Source organism: Nonomuraea sp. NPDC050547 (genome assembly GCF_044457345.1).
Taxonomy (GTDB): domain Bacteria; phylum Actinomycetota; class Actinomycetes; order Streptosporangiales; family Streptosporangiaceae; genus Nonomuraea.
Genome location: NZ_JBITGW010000005.1, coordinates 273088 through 293463 on the forward strand (window position 1 = coordinate 273088; position 20376 = coordinate 293463).

20 protein-coding genes are annotated in these 20376 nt (G+C 72.2%); 9 read left to right on the top strand and 11 right to left on the bottom strand.

Translation table 11 applies throughout. The features are described 5' to 3' along the window. Positions 1-323 precede the first annotated feature (323 nt). Complete coding sequence (locus tag ACIBHY_RS15070; RefSeq protein WP_397243053.1) at positions 324-1673, bottom strand: dihydroorotase family protein; 1350 nt, start codon at positions 1671-1673, stop codon at positions 324-326. Next, a complete protein-coding gene (locus ACIBHY_RS15075; protein WP_397243051.1) occupies positions 1670-2602 on the bottom strand; it encodes an alpha/beta hydrolase in 933 nt (310 codons plus the stop codon). The genes ACIBHY_RS15070 and ACIBHY_RS15075 overlap by 4 nt, the downstream gene beginning before the upstream one ends. Positions 2603-2733: 131 nt before the next feature. On the opposite strand from ACIBHY_RS15075, the gene ACIBHY_RS15080 reads away from it, so the two are divergent. Genes ACIBHY_RS15080 through ACIBHY_RS15120 form a run of 9 tightly spaced genes read left to right on the top strand, consistent with a single transcriptional unit; the run spans position 2734 to position 10167 of the window. Next, entirely contained in the window at positions 2734-3501 is a 768-nt protein-coding gene (locus tag ACIBHY_RS15080) for an ABC transporter ATP-binding protein (protein WP_397306933.1), read from the top strand. Beyond that, entirely contained in the window at positions 3498-4322 is an 825-nt protein-coding gene (locus ACIBHY_RS15085; RefSeq protein ID WP_397243047.1) for an ABC transporter permease, read from the top strand. The genes ACIBHY_RS15080 and ACIBHY_RS15085 overlap by 4 nt, the downstream gene beginning before the upstream one ends. Beyond that, complete coding sequence (locus ACIBHY_RS15090) at positions 4315-5079, top strand: ABC transporter permease (protein WP_397243045.1); 765 nt, start codon at positions 4315-4317, stop codon at positions 5077-5079. Before ACIBHY_RS15085 ends, ACIBHY_RS15090 begins: the two co-directional genes overlap by 8 nt. Next, on the top strand, positions 5076-6074 hold the full coding sequence (locus ACIBHY_RS15095; protein WP_397243043.1) for an ABC transporter substrate-binding protein: 999 nt from the start codon (positions 5076-5078) through the stop codon (positions 6072-6074). The genes ACIBHY_RS15090 and ACIBHY_RS15095 overlap by 4 nt, the downstream gene beginning before the upstream one ends. Further along, complete coding sequence (locus tag ACIBHY_RS15100; protein ID WP_397306934.1) at positions 6071-7096, top strand: zinc-binding dehydrogenase; 1026 nt, start codon at positions 6071-6073, stop codon at positions 7094-7096. Before ACIBHY_RS15095 ends, ACIBHY_RS15100 begins: the two co-directional genes overlap by 4 nt. Positions 7097-7147: 51 nt before the next feature. Beyond that, positions 7148-8230, top strand: a complete 1083-nt coding sequence (locus tag ACIBHY_RS15105; protein ID WP_397306935.1) for a CaiB/BaiF CoA transferase family protein — start codon at positions 7148-7150, stop codon at positions 8228-8230. Next, positions 8227-9054: an amidohydrolase family protein gene (locus ACIBHY_RS15110; RefSeq protein ID WP_397243037.1), complete on the top strand. Its 828-nt coding sequence runs from the start codon at positions 8227-8229 to the stop codon at positions 9052-9054. Before ACIBHY_RS15105 ends, ACIBHY_RS15110 begins: the two co-directional genes overlap by 4 nt. Next, entirely contained in the window at positions 9047-9868 is an 822-nt protein-coding gene (locus ACIBHY_RS15115; protein WP_397243035.1) for an extradiol ring-cleavage dioxygenase, read from the top strand. The genes ACIBHY_RS15110 and ACIBHY_RS15115 overlap by 8 nt, the downstream gene beginning before the upstream one ends. Beyond that, positions 9865-10167 (top strand): hypothetical protein, encoded by a 303-nt coding sequence (locus ACIBHY_RS15120; RefSeq protein WP_397243033.1) that lies wholly within the window; start codon positions 9865-9867, stop codon positions 10165-10167. Before ACIBHY_RS15115 ends, ACIBHY_RS15120 begins: the two co-directional genes overlap by 4 nt. Here ACIBHY_RS15120 and ACIBHY_RS15125 read toward each other — a convergent pair. The 9 genes from ACIBHY_RS15125 to ACIBHY_RS15165 all read right to left on the bottom strand — a co-directional run bounded on the left by ACIBHY_RS15125 (position 10164) and on the right by ACIBHY_RS15165 (position 20366). After that, positions 10164-11102: a winged helix DNA-binding domain-containing protein gene (locus tag ACIBHY_RS15125; protein WP_397243031.1), complete on the bottom strand. Its 939-nt coding sequence runs from the start codon at positions 11100-11102 to the stop codon at positions 10164-10166. The two genes, ACIBHY_RS15120 and ACIBHY_RS15125, sit on opposite strands and share 4 nt — an antisense overlap. A 321-nt stretch (positions 11103-11423) precedes the next feature. Beyond that, the gene (locus ACIBHY_RS15130) at positions 11424-13472 is read right to left on the bottom strand and encodes a DUF3488 and transglutaminase-like domain-containing protein (RefSeq protein WP_397306936.1); all 2049 of its coding nucleotides are present in this window, start codon (positions 13470-13472) and stop codon (positions 11424-11426) included. Positions 13473-13792: 320 nt separating this feature from the next. Continuing rightward, on the bottom strand, positions 13793-14872 hold the full coding sequence (locus ACIBHY_RS15135; RefSeq protein WP_397243027.1) for a DUF58 domain-containing protein: 1080 nt from the start codon (positions 14870-14872) through the stop codon (positions 13793-13795). 1 nt (position 14873) lies between these two features. Then, positions 14874-15869 carry an AAA family ATPase gene (locus ACIBHY_RS15140; protein WP_397243025.1) on the bottom strand — a complete coding sequence of 332 codons (996 nt, stop codon included), beginning with the start codon at positions 15867-15869 and terminating at the stop codon, positions 14874-14876. A 16-nt stretch (positions 15870-15885) separates the two neighbouring features. Next, positions 15886-18057, bottom strand: a complete 2172-nt coding sequence (locus ACIBHY_RS15145) for a fibronectin type III domain-containing protein (RefSeq protein ID WP_397243023.1) — start codon at positions 18055-18057, stop codon at positions 15886-15888. Between the two features lie 95 nt (positions 18058-18152). Continuing rightward, a complete protein-coding gene (locus ACIBHY_RS15150; RefSeq protein ID WP_397243021.1) occupies positions 18153-18680 on the bottom strand; it encodes a hypothetical protein in 528 nt (175 codons plus the stop codon). Beyond that, positions 18677-19183 carry a hypothetical protein gene (locus tag ACIBHY_RS15155; RefSeq protein ID WP_397306937.1) on the bottom strand — a complete coding sequence of 169 codons (507 nt, stop codon included), beginning with the start codon at positions 19181-19183 and terminating at the stop codon, positions 18677-18679. Before ACIBHY_RS15155 ends, ACIBHY_RS15150 begins: the two co-directional genes overlap by 4 nt. Continuing rightward, complete coding sequence (locus ACIBHY_RS15160) at positions 19180-19767, bottom strand: hypothetical protein (protein WP_397306938.1); 588 nt, start codon at positions 19765-19767, stop codon at positions 19180-19182. The genes ACIBHY_RS15155 and ACIBHY_RS15160 overlap by 4 nt, the downstream gene beginning before the upstream one ends. Continuing rightward, positions 19764-20366, bottom strand: a complete 603-nt coding sequence (locus ACIBHY_RS15165; protein ID WP_397243016.1) for a hypothetical protein — start codon at positions 20364-20366, stop codon at positions 19764-19766. Before ACIBHY_RS15165 ends, ACIBHY_RS15160 begins: the two co-directional genes overlap by 4 nt. Positions 20367-20376 lie beyond the last annotated feature (10 nt).

Sequence of the window (20376 nt, forward strand, 5' to 3'; positions counted from 1 at the left end):
CTCCGGGCTCCCTGGCATCCGGGCTCCCTGGCATCCGGGGTCCTGCGGGGCTTCCGGCGGGTCGGATGTGCCAGGGCCGGCGGGTCGGCGACCTGGTCAGGGAGTGCCCGGACAGCGGGGCGGCGGTGGGCGGAAGGGCGAGGTGGACGCGGTGAGCAGGTCGGGAAGGCGGCGGGCACGGGGCTGGGCGGCGCAGGCTGGGCGGTGAGAAGGGCAGCAGTCGAGGAGGTGGAAGCGGTGGCGGGCACGGGGAGGCGGCGCGAGAGGGGTGGTGGAGGTGAGGTGGTGCGGGTGAGGTGGTGGTGGAGGTGGGTGGGAGTGGGTCAGGCTTGTTGGCCGTGGCCGGGAGGGCCGACGACGTGGCCTTCGCCGTACACCTCGACTCCGCGGACGAAGGTGCGGTCGATGCGGACGCCGCACGTCACCCCCGCATAGGGTGTCCAGCCGACCCTGGACAGGACGTCCGCGTCGGTGATGGTCCACGGCGCGTCAGGGTCGGCGATCACGATGTCGGCGTCGCGGCCGGGGAGCAGGGCCCCCTTCATGGGGAGGCCGAACGTGCGGGCGGGGGTCTCGGCGGCCATGTCGACCACGCGTTCCAGGGTGATCCGGCCCGAGAGGGCGGCGTCCAGGAGGAGGGGGTAGAAGTACTGGATGCCGGGGGTTCCGGTGTGGGAGCTCCACATGCGGGTCCAGCCGATCTCCTTCTCCTCCCGCGTGTGCGGCGCGTGGTCGGAGGCGGCGATGTCGATGGTCCCGTCGCGCATGCCTTCCCACACCGCCTCGCGGGCGTCGTCGGGCACCCAGTACGACAGCGCGTACGGCCCGAGCCGCTCGACGTGCTCCCACCGGGACAGGAACGGCATCCAATGGTTGACCTCGCACGTCACGTCCACGCCGCGGGCCTTGGCCCGGCGGACGGCCTCGACGGAGCGGCGGGTCTGCATGTGGGCCAGGTGGACGGGGCAGCCGCTGGCCTCGGCCAGGCGGAGGACGACGTCGATGGCGGTGTCCCAGATGACGCCTTCGCGCTCGGCGTACGCCTGGGCGTAGGCCTGCGGGGTGTTCTCGCCGCGGCCCAGGTAGCGGCCCTCGATGTAGTCCATGAGCGCCTGGTCATGCGGGTGGACGATGAAGCGTTTGCCGGTGGCGGCGATGGTGTCCATCATGCGCAGCAGGTCGCCGTGGTCGTGCATACCGGTTCCGGCGGGGTGCGGGTAGGTGCGGCCGGTGTCGACGACCATGTACACCTTGTAGGCCCTGATGCCCATCTCGGCCATCTTGGGGACCTGGTCGGCCAGGGTGGCGGCGGGGTTGTGGTTGTAGTCCACGATCGAGGTCGCCGCGTACCGGGCCAGGACGTCCCGCAGCGTCTCGACGGTGGTGGTGGGCGGGTCGAGGTTGGGCATCCCGAAGATCGTCGTCACGCCTCCGGCCGCGGCCTGGCGGGTGGTGGTGAGGATGTCCTCCTTGTGGGTGAAGCCGGGTTCGCGGGTGTGGACGTGCACGTCGACCATCCCGGGCAGGACGAGCTTGCCGGTGGCGTCGACCACCTGGTCTCCGGCCTCCACCTCCCGGGAGACCAGCCCGGCGATCTTGCCGCCGGACACGAGCACGTCGGCGTCGAGGCGGCCGGCGGGGGTGACGACCGTTCCTCCGGCGATCCTCATCATGCGGGCGCCTCGATCCGCGCGTCGCCCTCGGGGGTGGAGACCACCAGGTGGGCGGGTCCGAGGTGGCGGTCGAACCAGGCGACGACCCTCGGGGTCACCTCGGTCCAGTAGCGGTCGTAGGCGGCGTAGTGGGTGGTGTGCCGCTGCATGATCAGCTCGCGGGGGCCGCGGGCGGCGGCGTAGATCTTCTCGGCATGGTCGGTGGGTGTGGTGGCGTCGTTCTCGATGCCGATGACCAGCAGCGGGGTGTGCACCGTGGCCGCCGCGGGCCGGTAGGCGAGGATCTCCTCCACCGCGGGCGCGAACGCCACCTGGGTCGGGACGCGCTCGTCCACGTCGGCCTTGACGGTCGTGGCCCGCCGTTCCTTGGTCGGGACCATGATCTCCTCGCGGGGATGGACGAAGCGGCCCTTGCCGGTGCGTACGCGGTCGAGGCGGTCGGACTCGACGTCGGCCAGGAACTCCAGCCACTCGTACTCGCTGCGCATCCGGTGCAGCCAGTCGGCCCCGTCGGCGACGGGCAACTGGCTGACCGCGGCCCGGACCCGCCGATCGGCGGCGGCCAGCAGCACGGCGTTGCCGCCGCCGGTGCCGCCGCTGCCGAAGACGCCGATGCCGTCGGGCACCACGTCGTCGCGGCCGGTCAGGTAGGTGACGGCGGAGCGCAGGTCCTGCAACTGCCGGGCGGGCGACAGGATCGACCGGTCACCCTCGGAGCCGCCGAAGCCCCGGTAGTCGAAGACCAGCACGGCGAAGCCCGCCGCGGTCAGTGCCTCGTGGTAGCGGACGTAGAGTTTCGCGTCCTTGAGCCCCAGCCAGCCGGGGCCCTGGACGATGGCGCGGTACGGCCCCGCCCCCTCGTCGGGGGTACGCCACAGGGCGCTGATCCGGTCGCCTTCGCTGTACCAGCTCACTTCTTCTGTGCGCATGCCCACAGCCTGGATTTCGTATCCAATCTTGTCAACACTCTCTGAGAAACGTCCGAGAGAGGGGGGTTGACCGTGATTTAAGGCCATGAATAATGTAGCCATCTCGTTCCCCTGGGAGTACGGAGCCGTTTATGGCGACCGATCCGATCATCCAGATCCGCGACCTGTCCGTCCGGTACCACGTCGCCAGGACGGGCAACCGGCTGATCGCCGTGCAGGACGTCGACCTCGACGTCATGGAAGGCGAGTTCCTGACCGTCCTCGGGCCCAGCGGCTGCGGCAAGACCACGGTCCTCAACTGCGTGGCGGGCCTGCTCACCCCGACGACCGGCACGATCCTGGCCGGCGGCCGCCCGGTCACCGCGCCGGGTCCCGACCGGGCCGTGGTCTTCCAGGACTACGCGCTGCTGCCCTGGCGCACCGTCGCCGACAACGTCCGATTCGGGCTGGAGATGCAGCCCCGGCTGAAGGAGGGCGCCGTCGACCGGATCGCCGAGGCCATCCGCCTCGTGGGCCTGTCCGGATTCGAGAACTCCTACCCGCGCGAACTGTCCGGCGGCATGCAGCAGCGCGCCGGGCTGGCCAGGTCGCTGGTCGCCGATCCGCGCATCCTGCTCATGGACGAACCGCTCGGCGCGGTCGACGCGCTGACCCGCGAGGTCATGCGGGCCGAGCTCAAGCGCATCATCGACGCCACCGGCAAGACCGTTGTCTTCATCACGCACAGCATCGACGAGGCCGTCCAGCTCGGCGACCGGATCGCGGTGTTCAGCTCGCACCCGGGGACCATCAAGGAGATCGTCACCGTGACGCCGGGCAACCGCGACGGGCTGCGCGACCAGCTGTGGAAGTCGCTGGAGTCCGACGCCGTGGCCGCGGCCCGCGGGGCCGCGGAATGACCGCGCGCACCGCCCCCGCCAAACCCCTGCGAGTCCGCCCATCCGGTACGGCCCGCCGCCCGTGGAAATACCGCACCCCGCTCATCGCCCTGGCCGACCTGGTGGTCTTCGTGGCGCTCTGGCACGTGGCCGTCGTCGAACTCGAACTGGTCAACCGCGTCTTCTTCCCCTCTCCCGGCGACGTGGCGGGCGCGCTGGCCACGCTCGTGTCCAGCGGCGAACTGGCCGGCCACCTCGGCACCAGCGCCAGAAGCTGGCTGATGGGATACAGTCTCGGCGCCGCCGCCGGAGTGGTCACCGGGCTCGTGACCGGGAGCCTGCCGTGGGCCAACCGGCTGCTCATGCCGCTGCTCTGGTCCCTGTGGGCGACGCCGCTCATCGCGCTCCAGCCCACGCTCACCGCCTGGCTCGACTACGGCGACGGGCCGATCGTCGTCCTGGTCTTCCTCAGCACGATGATCCCGGTGGCGCTCAACACCGCGACCGGCGCGGCGCAGACCAGCCCGTCGCTGATCAGGGCGGCCCGGGTGTTCGGCGCGGGCCGGATGGCGGTCTACCTGAAGATCCGGCTGCCGTGGGCGGTGCCGTACGTGATCGGGGGGCTGCGGCTGGCGGTGCCCACGTCGATGATCGGCCTGCTGGTCGGCGAGATGGTGGGCTCACCCAGCGGCGTCGGGTCGATCATCGTCAACGCCACCGCGCGGTTCAGGACCGGCGAGGCGTTCGCCGCCATCGCCGTCTACGTCGTGCTGTCGGTGGTGCTGGTACGGCTGCTCGACCTGGCCGAACGCCGGGCCGGCGGGTGGAGGAACCATGCGTGACCTCAAGAGGTGGGCGGTCGTCCTGGAGGTGGCGGCGCTATTCGCGCTGTGGGAGCTGGCGATCAGCGGGCTCAAGCTGGCCAGCCCGTCGTTCGTGCCGCCGCCCAGCGCGATCTGGACGGCGTTCACCGGGATGCTGGCCGACGGCTCGCTGCCGGAGCACGCCTGGTTCAGCACGCAGAACGCGGTGGCCGGGTTCCTGCTGGCGGTGGTCGTCGGCGTGCCGTGCGGGCTGGCGCTCGGATCGTCGCGGCTGGTCAGCGATGTGGCCGGGCCGCCGTTCTGGACGGCCTACGCGATGCCGAGGATCGCCTTCCAACCCTTGCTCGTGCTGTGGCTCGGGTTCGGGGCGGCGCCCAAGATCCTCATCATCTTTCTCATGGCGGTCTTCCCGATCGCGATCAACACCATGGACGGCATCAGGGGCGTGGATCCCTCGCTGGTGCGGGCGGCCCGGGTGTACGGCGCCGGCCGTGTCCAGGTGTTCCTCAAGGTGCAGCTCTGGGCGGCGCTCCCGCTGATCCTCACCGGGATCCGCATGGGCGTGGCCAGGGCCATGGTCGGCATCGTGGTCGGCGAGTTCATCGGGGGCAGCCAGGGGCTCGGTTACCTGATCTTCCGCAGGTCGGCCGACTTCGACCTGGCATCCGCGCTGGCGCTCACGCTTCTGCTGGTCGTCATCGCCAACGTGTTGATGGCGCTGGTGAGCCTCGCTCGCCGGATCGCCGCTCCCTGGTACGCCGAAGGAGTGTCATGAAACGTCTGATCGTGCCGCTGGCCGTACTCCTGATCGCCGGATGTGGCGGCAACGCGCCGCGGACGCCCGCGCCCGCCGCGACCGGACCCATCGGCGCGCCGGAGAAGACCGCCCTGAAGATCGGCATGCGGCTGCCGAACCTGGACACCAACGCCCCCGTCGAGATCGCCCTCGACAAGGGCTTCTACAAGGAGGAGGGGCTGACGGTCGAGCGGGTGGAGGTGCAGTCGATCAGGGAGGGCCTGGTCGGCGGGAGTCTCGACTTCGGCGCCGAGGCCTCGCCCGACGTGGTCGCGGCGGCGACTGCGGGCACCGGACTGCGGATCGTGGCCGGGTACCGCAACCGCGAGCCGTTCGTCGTGGTGGTGCGGCCGGAGATCGCCAAGCCTCAGGACCTGGCGGGCAAGCCGGTGCTGCTGGGCGCCAACCCCGGCACGATCGAGTACGACGTGCGGACACAACTGCTCAAGGAGGCCGGTTTCGACCTGACGGGCGTGGCGGTGAAGCCCGTGAACCTGCCGGGCGGCTCGAACGCCTGGGTGGAACAGTTCAAGCAGGGCAAGCTGGCGATGACCGTGATCTTCCCCCGGCACAAGAAGCTGGTGCAGGGCCGCATGGTGCTGGACGTGATGAAGGAGTGGCCCAACGACAGCCTGACCGCGCTCAAGGACTTCGTGGACCGCAACCCGAACACCACCGCCCGCTTCATCCGGGCGACGATCAAGGGCATCAAGGTCTACAAGGACCCCGCCCAGCAGGCGTACGTGCAGAAGCTGATGCGGGCCAAGGGCTTCACCGTGACGCCGCTGGAGGAGGAGCCCGAGGTCTACGCCAACGGCCCGCTGCTCTACGACGACGACATGGGGCTGAACCCGAAGGGCTTCGAGGAGTTGCTCGCCGTGCTGAAGCTGCCGCCGGCGCCGTTCGCGTCGTTCACCCATCTCGGCCAGCTCACCCGCGCGCAGGACGCGCTCGGCGTGGCCAAGCGCCCATGAGGGCGGCGCGCTGGGACGGCTCGCGGCTGCGCGTCGCCGACGTACCGGTGCCGGAGCCGGAGCCGGGCGAGGTGCTGATCGAGGTGCGCGCGGTCGGGGTGAACCAGCTCGAACGCCAGGTCATGGCGGGCGCGCCGCTCGGCCCCGGCGTGCTGCTCCCCCGCACGATCGGGCTCGACCCGGCGGGCGTCGTCGTCGCCTGCGGGCCGGGCGTGCCCGACCGCGTGGGGGCGCGCGTCGCGGTCAAGCCGAACGTCCCGTGCGGCGGATGCGGCGCGTGTACGGCCGGCCGCGAGGCCGACTGCCCGGCCCAGACGGTCGTCGGCGTCCACCGTGACGGCGGCGCCGCCGCGTACGTGGCGGTCCCCTCCCGCGTGGCCTTCGACGTGGGGCCGCTGCCGTTCCCGAGGGCCGCGGCGGCGGTGCACAGCGTGCCGATCGCGCTGCACATGATCCGCCGCTCCGGCCGGGGCGTCGCGCGGAAGGTGCTGGTGACCGGGGCCACCGGGGCGCTCGGCTGCGCGGCGGTGCAGGTGGCGGCGGCGCTGGGCGCCGAGGTGACCGCGGGCGCCCTGGAGGGCGAGCCGATCGGCGAGCTGCCCGGCCTCGGCGCGAGCGAGGTGGTCACCTACCCGCGCGAGGGCGCCGGCGAGGCGCTGGAGAAGGCGCTCGACGGCCGGTCGCCCGCGCTCGTGCTGGACGCGACGGGCAGCGGCGAGCTGATCTCGGCGGCGCTGCGGTGCGTGGCGTGGGCGGGCGCGGTGGTCGTGGCCGCGGCGCTGCCGGACTCGGCCGTCGCGATCGACACCCGCGCCTTCTACACCCGCCGGGTCACCCTGTACGGCTGCGCCGCCGCGGACTACGCCGACGTCAGCGACGGCCTGGACCTGGTGGCCCGCGGCCTGGTCAGGCCGCCGGTGGCGGCGGAACTGCCGCTGGAGGAGGTCGGCGCGGCCTTCGCCATGGCGGGCCGGCGCGACCATCTCGGCAAGGTGATGCTCGTGCCGGACCCGGCGACATGACGCTCGTGACGAACTCGGCAAGGTGATGCTCGTGACGAAGGAGGAGCCGACATGCCCCTGAGCGGGTTGCGCGTGATCGAGGCGGGCCAGTACATCTCCGCGCCGTACGCGGGGAAGCTGCTGGCCGACCTCGGCGCGGAGGTGACCAAGGTGGAGCCGCCGGGCGGCGATCCGATGCGGCGCTGGCAGGGTGGCGGAGGCCGGCCGTACAGTCCGCAGTTCGCCGCCTACAACCGGGGCAAGCGCTCGATGACGCTCGATCTGAAGGACCCGGACGGGCTGGCGGCGCTGCTGGAGCTGGTCTCCGGCGCGGACGTGCTGATCGAGAACTTCCGGCCCGGGGTGGCCGACCGGCTGGGCTTCGGCTGGCCGGTCATGAAGGTGCGGGAGCCGCGGCTGGTGTACTGCTCGATCACCGGGTTCGGGCCGAGCGGGCCGTACGCGAGGCGCCCCGCGTACGACACGATCATCTCGGCGATCGGCGGCATGTACGGGCATCTGGTGCCGTTGGACGATCCGCGCCCGGCCGGGCCGGCGTTCTCGGATCTTCTGTCGGGCATGTCGGCGGTCCAGGGCATCCTGGCGGCGCTGCACGCGCGCTCGGCCTCCGGCGCGGGCCGCCGTGTGGAGGTGTCCATGCTCGGGGCGCTGACCGACTTCCTGACCGAGCCGATCGCCACCTACCTGGAGACGGGCACGGTCGCCGGGCCTTCGACCAGGGCGGCGCGGGCGCAGGCGTACGGGTGCGTGAGCGCGGAGGGCCTGCCGTTCGTGATCCATCTGTCGGTGCCGGAGAAGTTCTGGCTCGGGCTGCTCAAGGTTCTGGAGCGTCCCGATCTGGCGGACGATCCCCGCTTCGCCACCCGTGAGCTGCGTTTCCGCCACTACGCGGAGCTGGAGGAGACGTTGCGGGCCGAGACCGCCAAGCGGCCGCGCGATGAGTGGTTCGAGCGCCTGACCGCCGCCGACATCCCGCACGGGCCGCTGAACACCGTCGCCGACCTGGTCCAGGACCCGCAGGCGCTGCACCTGGGCCTGATCGACGACGAGACCACCCGGCCGGGCACCCGCTTCTCCACGCACGAGCGGCGGCTGCCGCGTCCCGCCACCAGACCCGCACCGGAGCTGCAGTGAAAGCCATCGACGTGCACACCCACCCGCAGACCGAGGAGTTCCTGGCCGCGATGGGACACCGCCGCGGCCAGATGGGCGCCCACTTCGGCAAGGAGCGCACCCCGATCTCGTTCGCCGCCCAGGCCGATCTCTACCGCGAGCGCGACATGATGGCCGTGATCGTCAACTCGGCCGGGCTGCCGGAGCTCAACGACGCGCTCGGCCGGGCGCAGAGCGAGCATGCCGACACCTTCATCGCGTTCTGCGGCATCGACCCGTGGTCGCCGGACGCGGCACGGGAGATCCGGCGCTGCCACGGCGAGTACGGCATCAGGGGCGTCGGCGAGCTCAACCCCGGCCGCCAGCGCTTCTTCCCCAACGACGAGCGCTTCTATCCGATCTGGGAGGTCTGCGCGGAGCTGGGGCTGCCGGTCATGTTCCACGGGGGCTTCCTCGGCGCGGGCGCCGGCACCCGCGGCGGCATGGGCTACAAGCTGGAGTACACCCGGCCGATCCCCTACCTGGACGACGTGGCCGCCGACTTCCCCGAGCTGACGGTGATCGCCGCGCACCCCGGCTGGCCGTGGCACCTGGACAACCTGGCCGCATGCTGGCACAAGGCCAACTACTACCTCGACCTGTCGGGCTGGGCGCCGCGCTACTGGCCCGCCGAGGTGGTCCACTACGCCGACAGCGTGATCACGAAGCGCGTGCTGTTCGGCACCGACTGGCCGGTGCTGGGACCCGAGCGCTGGGCGGCGGAGTTCGAGTCGCTCGACTTCAAGCCCGCCTCGCGGCAACGGATCATGCTGGACAACGCGAGGGAGCTGTTCGGCCTTGGCTGAGATCGTCGGCGTCTACGGCACCACGCACAACCCGCTGCTGTGGCGGGCGCGGGGCGACGACCTGGCCGCGACGCGCGCGGGTTTCGAGCGGTTGCGGGTACGGCTGGCCGCCGCGAAGCCGGATGCCGTGGTCGTGGTGGCGACCGACCACCTGACGCAGTGGTTCTACGACACGATGCCCGCCTTCCTGGTGGGCAAGGCGCCTCATGTGCCGGCGACGTTCTGGAACGAGGAGCGGGAGTTCGGCCTGCCGTACCGGGAACTGCCGGGGGACGCGGAGCTGGGACGGGAGCTGCTGGGCGGCGGGATCGAGCGCGGGGTGGACTTCGCCGCTTCCGACGCCTTCCGCGCCGACCACAGCGTGCTGCTGCCGCTGCTGTACCTGACGCCGGAGCTGGAGGTGCCGGTGGTGCCGGTGTTCACCAACTGCATGGCGCCGCCGCTGCCGTCCGCGGCCCGGTTCTTCCGGGTGGGCGAGGTGCTGCGGGAGGCGCTTGAGGACTCGCCGGTCGACCGGCGGGTGGCGGTGATCGCCAGCGGGCATCTGGCCACGGAGGTGGGCGGGCCGCGGCACTTCGCGGGCTCGCCGTCGCGGGCGTTCGACGAGAGGGCGGTGGAGTGGGTGGCCTCGGGCGATGTGGACGGGGCACTGGGCGAGCTGACCTACGAGCGGCTGACCGAGGCGGGGAACGTGTCGCACCAGTTCCTGAACTTCCTGGTCGCGATGGGGGTGGCCGGAGGAAAGCCCGCGTTGTCGGCCGAAGGGGCGGTTTCGCGGTTCGCCACCTCGCCGTTCTTCGAGTGGGCGCCATGAGCCGCTACGGGGTCAACGCGTTCATGCGCGAGGTCAACATGTCGCCTGACCGTCTGGCGGCGTACACCGGTGACCCTGCGGCGTACGTGCGGGAGTGGGCAGGCGGCCCGCTGACCGACGAGGAGCGTGCCGCGCTGGCCCGGCGGGACTACGGGGAGCTCTACGGGATGGGAGCGCATCCCTACTTGTTGTGGAGCTTCACAGAAGCGGTGTGGGTACCGGAAATTTCACGACCCGAGCTGGTTGAGCGCTTTCGGCGGGCGGCTGCCGCGCATGGTTATCCCGATATTTCGACCTAAGCCAGGAAGCGGCGGACATCCGCGATCTCGTCGTCCAGCGGCGGCACCTCGTCGAACGCCTCCACCGTCACGGCACTGCCCTTACGCGTCCAGGTCCCGCGGACCCTGCCGTCCACCAGCACCGACGGGCGCAGGATGCCGCCGCCGGGGAAGACCTTGCGGGCGTGCTCCGGCGCCAGGATCGGATCGCGGGACTTCCACCCCATCAGAAACTCATCGAAAGCCGGCAGCAGCCTGACCACCCGTTCGGCCGTCTCCTCCGGAGCGGGAGCCGAAGCCGCCCTCCACCCCAGCCGGGCCTCCCCCAGCGGCACCCCCGCCCAAGCGGCCAGATCCTCAGGCTCGGCCGGAAGGTGCGAGCGCCGATACCGAACGGCCAGCTCGGCCAGCGCCTTGTCCCGATCGGACTCGAACACGATCGGCCCGCCCAGCCAGTCGGCAGCATGGACGTACGTGGGCTTGCCACCACGCAGAGGCCCGAGCACCGCGAGCCCCTGAGAAGCGGCCAGCCCGACAAGGTGAACGATGCCCTGCCCAGCCGCCCGCCCGCCCAGCCGCGTTTCCAGCTCAGCCTTGGTCAACGGCCCTTGCCCGAGGAGCGCCCCCTCGATCAGCGGCAGCAGATCGTCGCCATGCACGCCCTCCTGGGACAACCGCAGCAGCGACCCCGTCCGGCGACTGGTCAGCGCGAGCAGCCACGCCAGGTCGTCACGATGAACATAGTGAAGCGTCCCGCGCGGCCCCCAGGCCCGCACGATCTCCCGCCGCTCCACGGCCGCGTCGATCTCGGCCCGGGTGACGGTGGCGGAACGCGCCCGCAGAGCCAGCTGAGCAGCCCCCACATCCTGCGCCTGCACGGCCAGCAGATGCCGCACCACTTCCCCGGCACCCCGCCCGTCCGGCCGGTGAATCAGCTGCGCCTCAACACTTCGCACCCCGAAATCCTCCCAGACCCCACCACCTCTCGGACGCCCGCCCACGCGCCTGCGAGAGAACCCCGCGCCCCAAGGCACACCCCGGGAAGCACCACGGCCCGGAGCACCCCGCCCGGGAGGAGGGCTCCCCGGGAACAGCCGCTCCTGAGAGGCATGCCCGGCGAAGGAGCCACTCGGGGTGGCTCTCCCGAAGGATGACCGGGAACGGATGGTGGGAGGCGTTTCGGAGATCGGGTGTAGGTGACGGGAGGGGCCATGGGGTTGGGGAGCGGGGGGTGGGAGCGGTCGTGGTGGGTGGGGAGGGGTCGTGGAGGGGTGGGGTCAGCGGAAGAGCAGGCGGCGGCGGAGGCGGTGTTTGAGGGGGGTGCTGCGGCGGACCTCGGCGCGGACCGCGTCGCTGCGGCGCCACGCCTCGTCGGCGGCCTGGTCGGCGATGGCGGCGCTGTCCGTGCCGTCCGTGTTGCCAGAGGGGGCGTAGCGGACGAAGTTGGAAATGTCGGCGAGAGGCCGTAGATGGTGGGAGATGGCCTCGGGATGACGGGAGACCACCTCCTCTGCCGTCAGCGCCTTGTCGTCCTTGAGGCCCAGGTCGTCGCACGACTGGACCCACGCGCCGAGCACCCGTCCCTCGGCCCCGGCCGCCGTACGTCTGCGACGCCTCCGCCACCACGGCAGCGTCATCGCCACCACCGCGTAGATCGTGAGCAAGCCCGCCCCGGCCGCCGGGATGATCACCCACAGCGGCGGCCCCTCGCCGGTGCTGCGCGAGCCGCCCGTGGACGACTTGGCCGACGGCTTCGGCTTGTTCACCCCGCCCTGGGTGAACTCGCCCTCCAGCCGCTCGCTCTCCTCGATCGCCGACGACACCACGTCGTGGTCGTCCTTGGAGCCGCTCTTGCCGGGCGTCGGGAAGAAGGGCAGCCACCCCAGCCCCTCGAACTTGACCTCCGCCCATGCCACGACATCTCCGGACATGACCTTGTAGACGCCGTTCGACTGCTGCCCCGGCCGGAAGCCCACCACGACCCGCGTCGGCAGCCCCAGCGTCCGGGCCATCAGCGCGAACGTCGAGGCGAACTGCTCCGACGTCCCCCGATGCGTGGTCTCCAGGAAGAACTCCAGCCCCTTCAGCGAGTGCCCCGGCGGCGCCGTCGGGTCGTTGCTCGCGGTGGTCCGCAGGTACTTCTGCAGCCGGTACGCCTGCTTGATCGGCGCGTCCGCCCCCTTCGTCGCCTGCTGCGCCAGCTTCCGGAACTCCGCCTCCTGCGGCCCGTCCGGGAAGGCGGTCAGCTCCGGATCGTGCACCGGCACCGCCCCGACCAGGTCATCCTTCGACGGCCTGGGCACCCGCGAGCTCACCTGGTACGTGAACCCCTTGGAGGGCTTGGCCGAGACCAGCAACGCACCGCTGCTCGGGTCCACGCCCAGGCCGGGCACGCCGGTGACGTCAGCGGGACGCTCGGCCGCGGGCAGCCAGCCGCCGGGCAGGCCGTCGATCGTGACGCTCTGCCGTACCATGTCGGCCGCGCCCGTCCACTCACCGGCGGGCACCCGCCCGCCGGTCGGCTGGAAGCGCGCGCCCGACGTCCAGCGCACGCCGTCATAGCGATCCAGTACGGCCAGCCGCCAGTTGGCCGGCCTGTCGGCCTTGACGGTGAACAGGGGGCGGTCGGGAAACTGCAGCCACGCGGACACACGGTCGAGAGGGCTGACGCTGTCGACGCGGACCGGGGGCGGCAGTTCGGCGTTCTGCCGGGGGTTGTACGGCTCCGCCGCGACGGGCAGCAGCTGCCCCGCGACCAGCGCCGCGCCCGCCAGCAACGCCGCCGCGGGCAGCCCCGCCAGCAGCCAGAGCGCGGGACGGTCGTCGCGCACCATGGCCAGCGCGGCCGTGAGCACGACCAGCGCGGCGGCCACGGGCAGGTTCGAGCCGTCGCCGTCCACGCCGAGCAGCAGGGCCAGCCCGAACGCCGCCATCGCGGGCAGCGCGGCGGCGACCCGGGTCGCGCTCCGCACCGCCGTCTCGGCCCCGACCATCGCGGCCAGCCAGACGGCCGCGTGGACCAGGATGAGCAGGCGCGGTTCCGGCTGGGCGGGCAGGAGGGTGGTGAGCAGGGCCTGCCAGGAGTTGGCCAGGTCCTTGACCATCCCGGACGCGACGCCCTGGTAGAGCGGGACGGTGGCCGCGAACCACAGGACCACGTTGAGCGCCAGCGCCAGCCAGAGCGGCCGGTTCCTGGTGAGCAACGCCATCAGCGGCGGCACCAGGGCAGCGGGCGCCAGGGCCAGGAGCAGCGGCTGGGCGGGAAAGACCCGATGGAACCCCCAGCCGGCCACCCCGGCCAGCCCCGCGACCAGCAGCAGCGCCACAACCAGCCGCCACCCGAGCGCCCGGCCGCCTGCCTCCGCACCAGGCTCCCCGGCTACACCACGCTCCCCCACGGCACCGACCGGCCGCCGCCCGCCACCCTCCGGCGACCCACCTACCGGGGAACCGGCCGGGAAAGAACCAGCGGAGGAAACACCGGCCGGGGACGCGCCGAACAGCCCAGCGTCCTGGCCGGGGCCGGGCGAGCCCGAGGGCCGGCCGGGGGGAGCCGACGGCTGGCCATAGGACGAGTCTGCCGGCAGGCCGGGCACGCCCGGGTGCTGAGGCGCACCGGTGGGGTGGGGGGAGCGCGAGGTGGGGGTCATCGGGCGCTCCAGGCCAGGGTAAGGGCGTTGAGGTCGGACATCGGGACCAGGGTGACGCCGGGGGTGGCCGGTCGGTCGTGGCCCAGGTACACGCAGATCACGCGGTCGAAGCGGCGCCGTACCCCGGCGCACCTCCCCACCTCCGCCGGATCGGCGGTGACGACCACCAGCGAGCCCCCGCCCCGCGCCAGCCGGACCGCCTCGGTGACGCCGGAGGTTCCGGAGGCGACCAGGGCGAGCCGGTCCAGCAGCATCTCGGCGTCGGACTTGGTCTCGGCCAGCGGTCCGTCGCCGGTCAGCACCCGTACGGGAAAGCCCGCGCGGGCGGCGGCCACGGCGGCGGAGGCGGCGGCGTCGACGGCGGGCTCGGTCAGGTCGCGGGTGTCCAGGACGACGGTGGTGGTGGGCAGGCTGGCGTCGATGAGCTGGCGGACCATCAGCGTCCCGGTGCGCGCGCTGGACTTCCAGTGGACGTGGCGCAGGTCGTCGCCGACCACGTACTCGCGCAGGGTGTGGAAGGTGGCGGTGCCGCTGGGGGCGTTGTCGCTGGTGGGGCCTTCAAGGTGGTGGGCGCGTCCGGACGGGGGCACGGGCAGGGCCACGGTGCGCGGGCGGACCAGGAGGGTGGCGGCGGCGCCGTACTCGCGGACTCTGCGGGTGAGCCCGAGCGGGTCGGCGCGCACGAGCCGCAACGGACCGACGGGGATCTCGCCGCGCACGGAGGTCGGCAGCGGGTAGGAGACCATGCGCGTGCCCTGGCGGGGCAGGCGCGGCAGGTCGACGGTGTGCTCGGCGGCGCCGATGCGGTCGTGCGCGCGCAGGCCGGACAGCGCCCAGCGGCCGAGGTTGCGCACGTTGAGCACGGCCACGGCGGCGTCGCCGCGCGGCACCTTCAGCGGCGTCACCTCGCGGCTGACCTCCAGCCGCGGCTTGGGCGCGGTCCAGGCGAGCGCGACGCCGAGCGCGAGCATCCCGCCGGTGGCCAGGACGACGGGCTCGGTGTAGCCGAGCAGGAATCCGGCCGCGTACAGCATCAGGGACCCGCCCAGCGTCCCCCACCCGAGCGGTGTCAGCATCTCAGACCGCCTGCGGCACCGGCATCCCGGTGAGGATCTCGCCGAGCGCCTGTCCCGCCGTGAGTTCGCGCAGCTCCGCGTCGGGCGTGCGGATCAGACGATGCGCGAGCACCGGTACGGCCAGCGCCTTCACGTCCTCGGGCACCACGAAGTGCCGGCCCGCGGCGGCGGCCTTGACCCGGGCGGCGCGCAGCAGCGCGAGGCTGCCTCGCGGGCTCGCCCCGAGCCGGAGCGCGGGATGGTTCCGCGTGGCCCCGCACAGCGCCACGATGTAGTCGTAGACCGGATCGGCCACGTGGATGCGGGTCGCGAAGTCGATCATTCCGGCCACGTCGGCGGCGCGGGCGACGACCGGCAGCCGTTCGACCTGGGGCCCGGACGGCCCGCCCTTGAGCACCTCGACCTCGGAGGCGTGGTCGGGGTAGCCGACGGAGATCTGCATGAGGAAGCGGTCGAGCTGCGCCTCGGGTAGCGGGTAGGTGCCGTCCATGTCGACGGGGTTCTGCGTGGCGACCACGAGGAAGGGCCGCGGCACCTGGTGCGGCTCGGAGTCGACGGTGACCCGCCGCTCCTCCATGACCTCCAGCAGCGCCGACTGGGTCTTGGGCGAGGCCCGGTTGATCTCGTCGGCGAGCACGATGTTGGCGAAGACCGGCCCCTTGTGGAACTCGAACTTCTGGTACGCCTGGTTGAAGATCGACACGCCGGTGATGTCGCTGGGCAGCAGGTCGGGCGTGAACTGGATGCGCCGCCACTCGGCGTCCACGCTGGCCGCGATCGAGCGGGCCAGCGTGGTCTTGCCGGTGCCGGGCACGTCCTCGATGAGCAGGTGCCCCTCGGCGAACAGGCAGATCAGCGCCAGCTCGATCGCCTCGCGCTTGCCTCTGATGACGTGCTCGATGTTGCCCGCGAGCAGCTGGAAGCGCTGGGCGAACTGTCCCGCGAGCTGTTGCTGCTGGTACGGCTGCGCGGTCTCTTCCAGGTGGTGGTGGCTCACAGCTGAGTCCCCCTTCTCAGTCCGTGCATTCGAACAACGGCGCCGCCGGGAAGGCGCCACGCGGTGAGTCCATCAGCGTCACGCTGAGGTAGGCCACACCGCCGTTCCACTCGATGCGGTTCCAGACGTCGCTGGTCTCGTTGGTCTCGGACTCCGTGACCGAGGCCCCCTTGACCTGGCAGATCACGGTCAGGCTGATGTACTGGCCCTTCGGGATCGTGCCGGCCTCCCCGCTCTTGGACGGCCCCGGCCGTACGAGCGTGTTGGTCTGGTTGTTGTTGGCGTTCTTGTAGGCCTGACGCGGATAGGCCAGGTCGGCGGTGGCGCTGGCCACCTCCTGGCTCTCCCCCGCCGCGTTCTTGGCCTTCAGCTTGAACTCGTACTTCTTGTTGTTGTCCAGCCCGTCCACGTTGAACGAGGTGCCGCTGATGGAGCTGTCCGACTTGGCGCCGGACAGCTCGTACGTGGTGCCTTCGCCGGCGTTCGACGGCGCGCTCCAGCTCAGGTCGGCGCCGCGGTTCTTGGCCTTGGCGGCGAAGTTCGACGGCGCGCCGGGCGCCACGCACGGCTTCACCCCGGCGCTCGGCGCGGACGGCACCTCCCCGCCCTTCCAGTGGGCGACGACCGTGAAGGTGTACTCCTTGCTGCAGTCCCCGCCGCTGAACTCGAACTGGAACGGCCCGTTCGCGTCCACCGACTGCGGCGACACGCGCCCGTCGCCGCCGTTGACCTGGACGGTGTAGCGGTCGGGCTTGCCGCCGGTCGACGGGCTGAAGGTGATGTCGATCTTCCCGGGCCCGGACTTGGCGCTGACCGAGCCGGGTTTGGTCGGCGGGCTCGGCGTGGGCGTCGGGGTGGGCGTGCGGGTCGGCGTCGGCGTGGGTGTCGGCGTGCGCGTCGGGGTGGGCGTCTGCTCGGGCTCCTCGGTGGGCTTCTTCGAGGGCTTGTGCGTCGGCTCCTGCTCCTCGGTCTCCGTGGGCTCCGGGTCGGCCGTCCTGGTCGGGTCGGGCTGGCGGCCGGACGCGGTGGGCTCGGGCTTCGGCGTCTGCTTGGGCTTGGGCGTGTTGGTCGGGCCGGGGACGTCGCTGTCGTCCTTGTCGACCGGGTGCTTGCGGCCCTCGGGGTCGACGACGACGGCCTTGTCGCCGTTCTCGTCGTTGGCCCACAGCAGGCCGTCCTTGACGAACATCTCGATCGGGCCGGGCTGCTCGGCCACCTGGATCGTGGTCGGCCGGCCGCCTGCCGCGCTGTCCCACACGATGAGGCCGCCGCTGGCGTTGTCGGGGACGTACACCTTGGAGCCGAGCACCTGTGGCACGCCGAGCGCGGTGGGTTCGTCGGACTCGAGCTTGGTGGTCTGGACGGCGTTGGACGCGGTGTCGATGACCACGAGCAGCCCGTCGGGGCCGGGCGCCAGGATCGGCACCAGCGAACCCTCGGTCGTCGGCGGGGTGAGCGCGCCGCCCTTGGCCGACTGGGCGACGCCCTTGGGCAGCAGGATCTCTCCGGCGCCGCCGTCCGAGCCGATCACCACGGCGGTGGAGGCGCGGGTGTTGACGATCACCGGCAGGCCGCCGGCGATCGTGACGGCGAGTTCCTCGCCGGGCTCGCCCGCCTTGACCGCCTGCTCGGCGACGCCGGCCGCGACCGGGACGACCTCGCCCGTGGCGGGCACCGGGACCCACAGCTTGCCGCCGCCGTCGATGCGCGCGGCGCCCAGCGGCCCCCGCAGTTCGAGCGGGGCGCCGAGGGAGTTCAGCGTGGCCGGGTCGATGCGCTGCACCGTTCCCTTGGGGTTGACCGCGTAGGCGGACTTGCCGGTGACCACGAGCTGCATCCCGGCGGCGCCGAAGTCGCGGCTCTGGGCCACGCTGAGCTGGCTCGGCTCGATCCGGCTGACGACGCCGGTGCGGTCGTCGACGAGCAGGACCGTCTGGCCGTCCTGCACGATGCGCAGCGGCCGGCCCGCCTTGTCGTCGAGGTATCCGTCGACCTCTCCGGACAGGCCGTTGACATGGACGATCTTCCCGCGGACCTTGGTCCAGAGCCAGGCGCCCACGTCGGCCAGCTTCGGATTGGCGCTCGACACGCCCACGCCGAACACCGCCGCCACGACGACGAGGCAACCGGCCACCACTGCGGCGATCACAGCGGTGGCACGGTCGCCTCGGAGAATGCGGACGCGCATGCGTCACTCACCCCGTATGTACGATTACTAAGCGTTTGCCCCCGTCTTACCGGGCATCACGATAGCGTGCAGCCGTACCAGGGCGCATGCCTTGCTCAGAACGTGTCGATGTTCTCGATCTTCCATCTGTCGCCCTCGAGCACCGCGCCCACCGCGAACATCGCCGGAGCGTAGGAGGCCTTGCCCGGCTCCGCCGTCGTGCTGTGCTGATCGGCGAAGATGAGCAGCCGCGCCCGGTCGCCTTCCAGCAGCGTCACGCCGCTGTCGGTGACCGTGGTCGTCAGCACCAGCTTGTCGCGTAGCGCCTGCTCGCGTACCAGGCCGAAGATGCCCTGGTACTGCTCCACGGCCTTGCCGGTCAGCAGGTCGCGGGCCGCCTGCTCGGTCTTGGCGACGTCGGCGTGGTCGTAGGAGAAGACGGTGTTCACCGCATCGATGATCTGGCTCTTGACCTGGCCGGTCCGGGTTTGATCAGTCATGGCCGTGTTCCGGGTCGTGGTCGTGTCGCGGAGGTCGTGCGCTTTCGTCGCGGCCAGCCCGGCCACCCCGCCGAGGAGCACGGTGGTGAGGGCCAGAACGGCGGGCAACCGGCGTGAGCGGGCGGCGGCCCAGGTCGTGCTCATGGCGTGAGCCGCCGCAGGAGGCCCGCCGCCACCGAGCCGGCGACCAGCCACACGGCGGCGGCCAGCCCGTGGTTGACCAGCGCCTCCCACCGGGCGTCCGCCAGATCGAACAGGCTCGTCAGGCCCAGCGACAGCGTGCCGGCCAGCGCGTCGACGACCTGGTACCAGGTGTTGGCCGCGTTCGCCTTGAAGATCGAGAACGCGGCGTGCAGGAGCAGCACCACCGCGATCAGCCGGGCGGCCACCTTCACCATCCAGATGAGCAGTGCCGACACGCGCCGCCAGACCGACGCCGCGACCGACAGCACCGGCCTGGCCCGCGCCGCGAACGAGACCTTCTCCACGGGCGGCAGCGGCGGGAACGGCGGCTCCACCGGCCCCGGCTGCGCGGGCACGAGCACGGGAACGGGCTCCACCGGCGGCGTGTACACCAGGCTGTCGCCGGGCTGGGGCTGCGGCTCGGGGTCGCGGATCATGGGGGGCTCCTTGTCGTCGCTGGTCATGAGGTGGTTCCGTCCGGAGCCTGGGTGAGGGCCGCGAGCTTCCAGCCGCCGGAGGTGCGGGTCAGCTCGCCCACGAGGCGACTCTTCTTGACCACCGGCTCACCCTGGGGCGGGACCACGGTGATCCGCACCGCGGCGATGATCCGCGCGGTCCCCGCGGTCTCGTCGAGCTCGGTGAGCGCCGCCTCCAGGACCTTCGCGCTGGTGGCCGTGCCCGCCTTGGCGATCTCGGCGGTGAACGCCGCCCGCCCCTGCACGATCTGCTGGTGCAGCTGCGCGGCCGTGGAGTCCTCCCACAGCGCGAGGTCGCGCTCGACGGTGCGGTGGCTGAGGGTGTTCAGATTCTGTACGGCCTGCGAGCCGCCGCGCACCACCTCGTCGCGCAGCCGGGAGTAGCGCAGCCCGTCGTCGCCGGCCGCGCCGATCCACGCCCACCCGGCCCAGACGGCCCCGGCGGCCGCGAGAGCGCACAGCACGACCGCCACACGCGCAACCCACCCCGCCCTTTCCCCGGCCCCGGTCTCCTCCGGCGGGCCGGACTCCAGGTCCGTGGTTTCTCCGGTGACTTCCTGGATGCTCGTCATCGCTTCGCCTTGCTGGAGGTGATCTCGGTGATGCGCCAGCGGTCGTCCCGCAGGCGCGCGCTCACGGTGAGCTGGGCGGCCACGGCCGGTCCCGCGGACTTGCCGGAGCGGGTGGCCGTCTGGTCCAGGAAGACCAGCAGCCGCGCGGTGTCCCCGGTCAGGGCGACGACCCCGGCGCGTACCACCCGGGTGGTGAGTGTGGCCTGCTGGGTCACCACGTCCCGCCGGATCTGGGCGATCAGCCGCGTGTACTCCTCGGCCGCCCGCCCTTCCAGCGAGTCCCGCGCGGCCAGCTCGGTCGCCTCGATCTCGGCCGGCGAGTACGTGAAGATCTTGGCCAGTGCGTTGCCGACGTCACCGGCCACGCGCGTGGTGCCCGCCCGGTCGAGCAGCGCCCGGTTCCCCGCGGCGACGTCCCGGGCGGGCGCGGCGGCCCGTACCGCCACCCCGGTCACGAGCAGCACGACCGCGACCGCCGCGAGTGCGGCGGGCCTGCCCATCCTGCCCGTCCGCGAGCGCCGTCTCCTCTCCGGTACGGCGTGCCGTCCCCGCCGTCCGGCGGCCTCAGGCTCGGCGACCAGGGCCGACTCCGTTTCCACGCGGACCTCC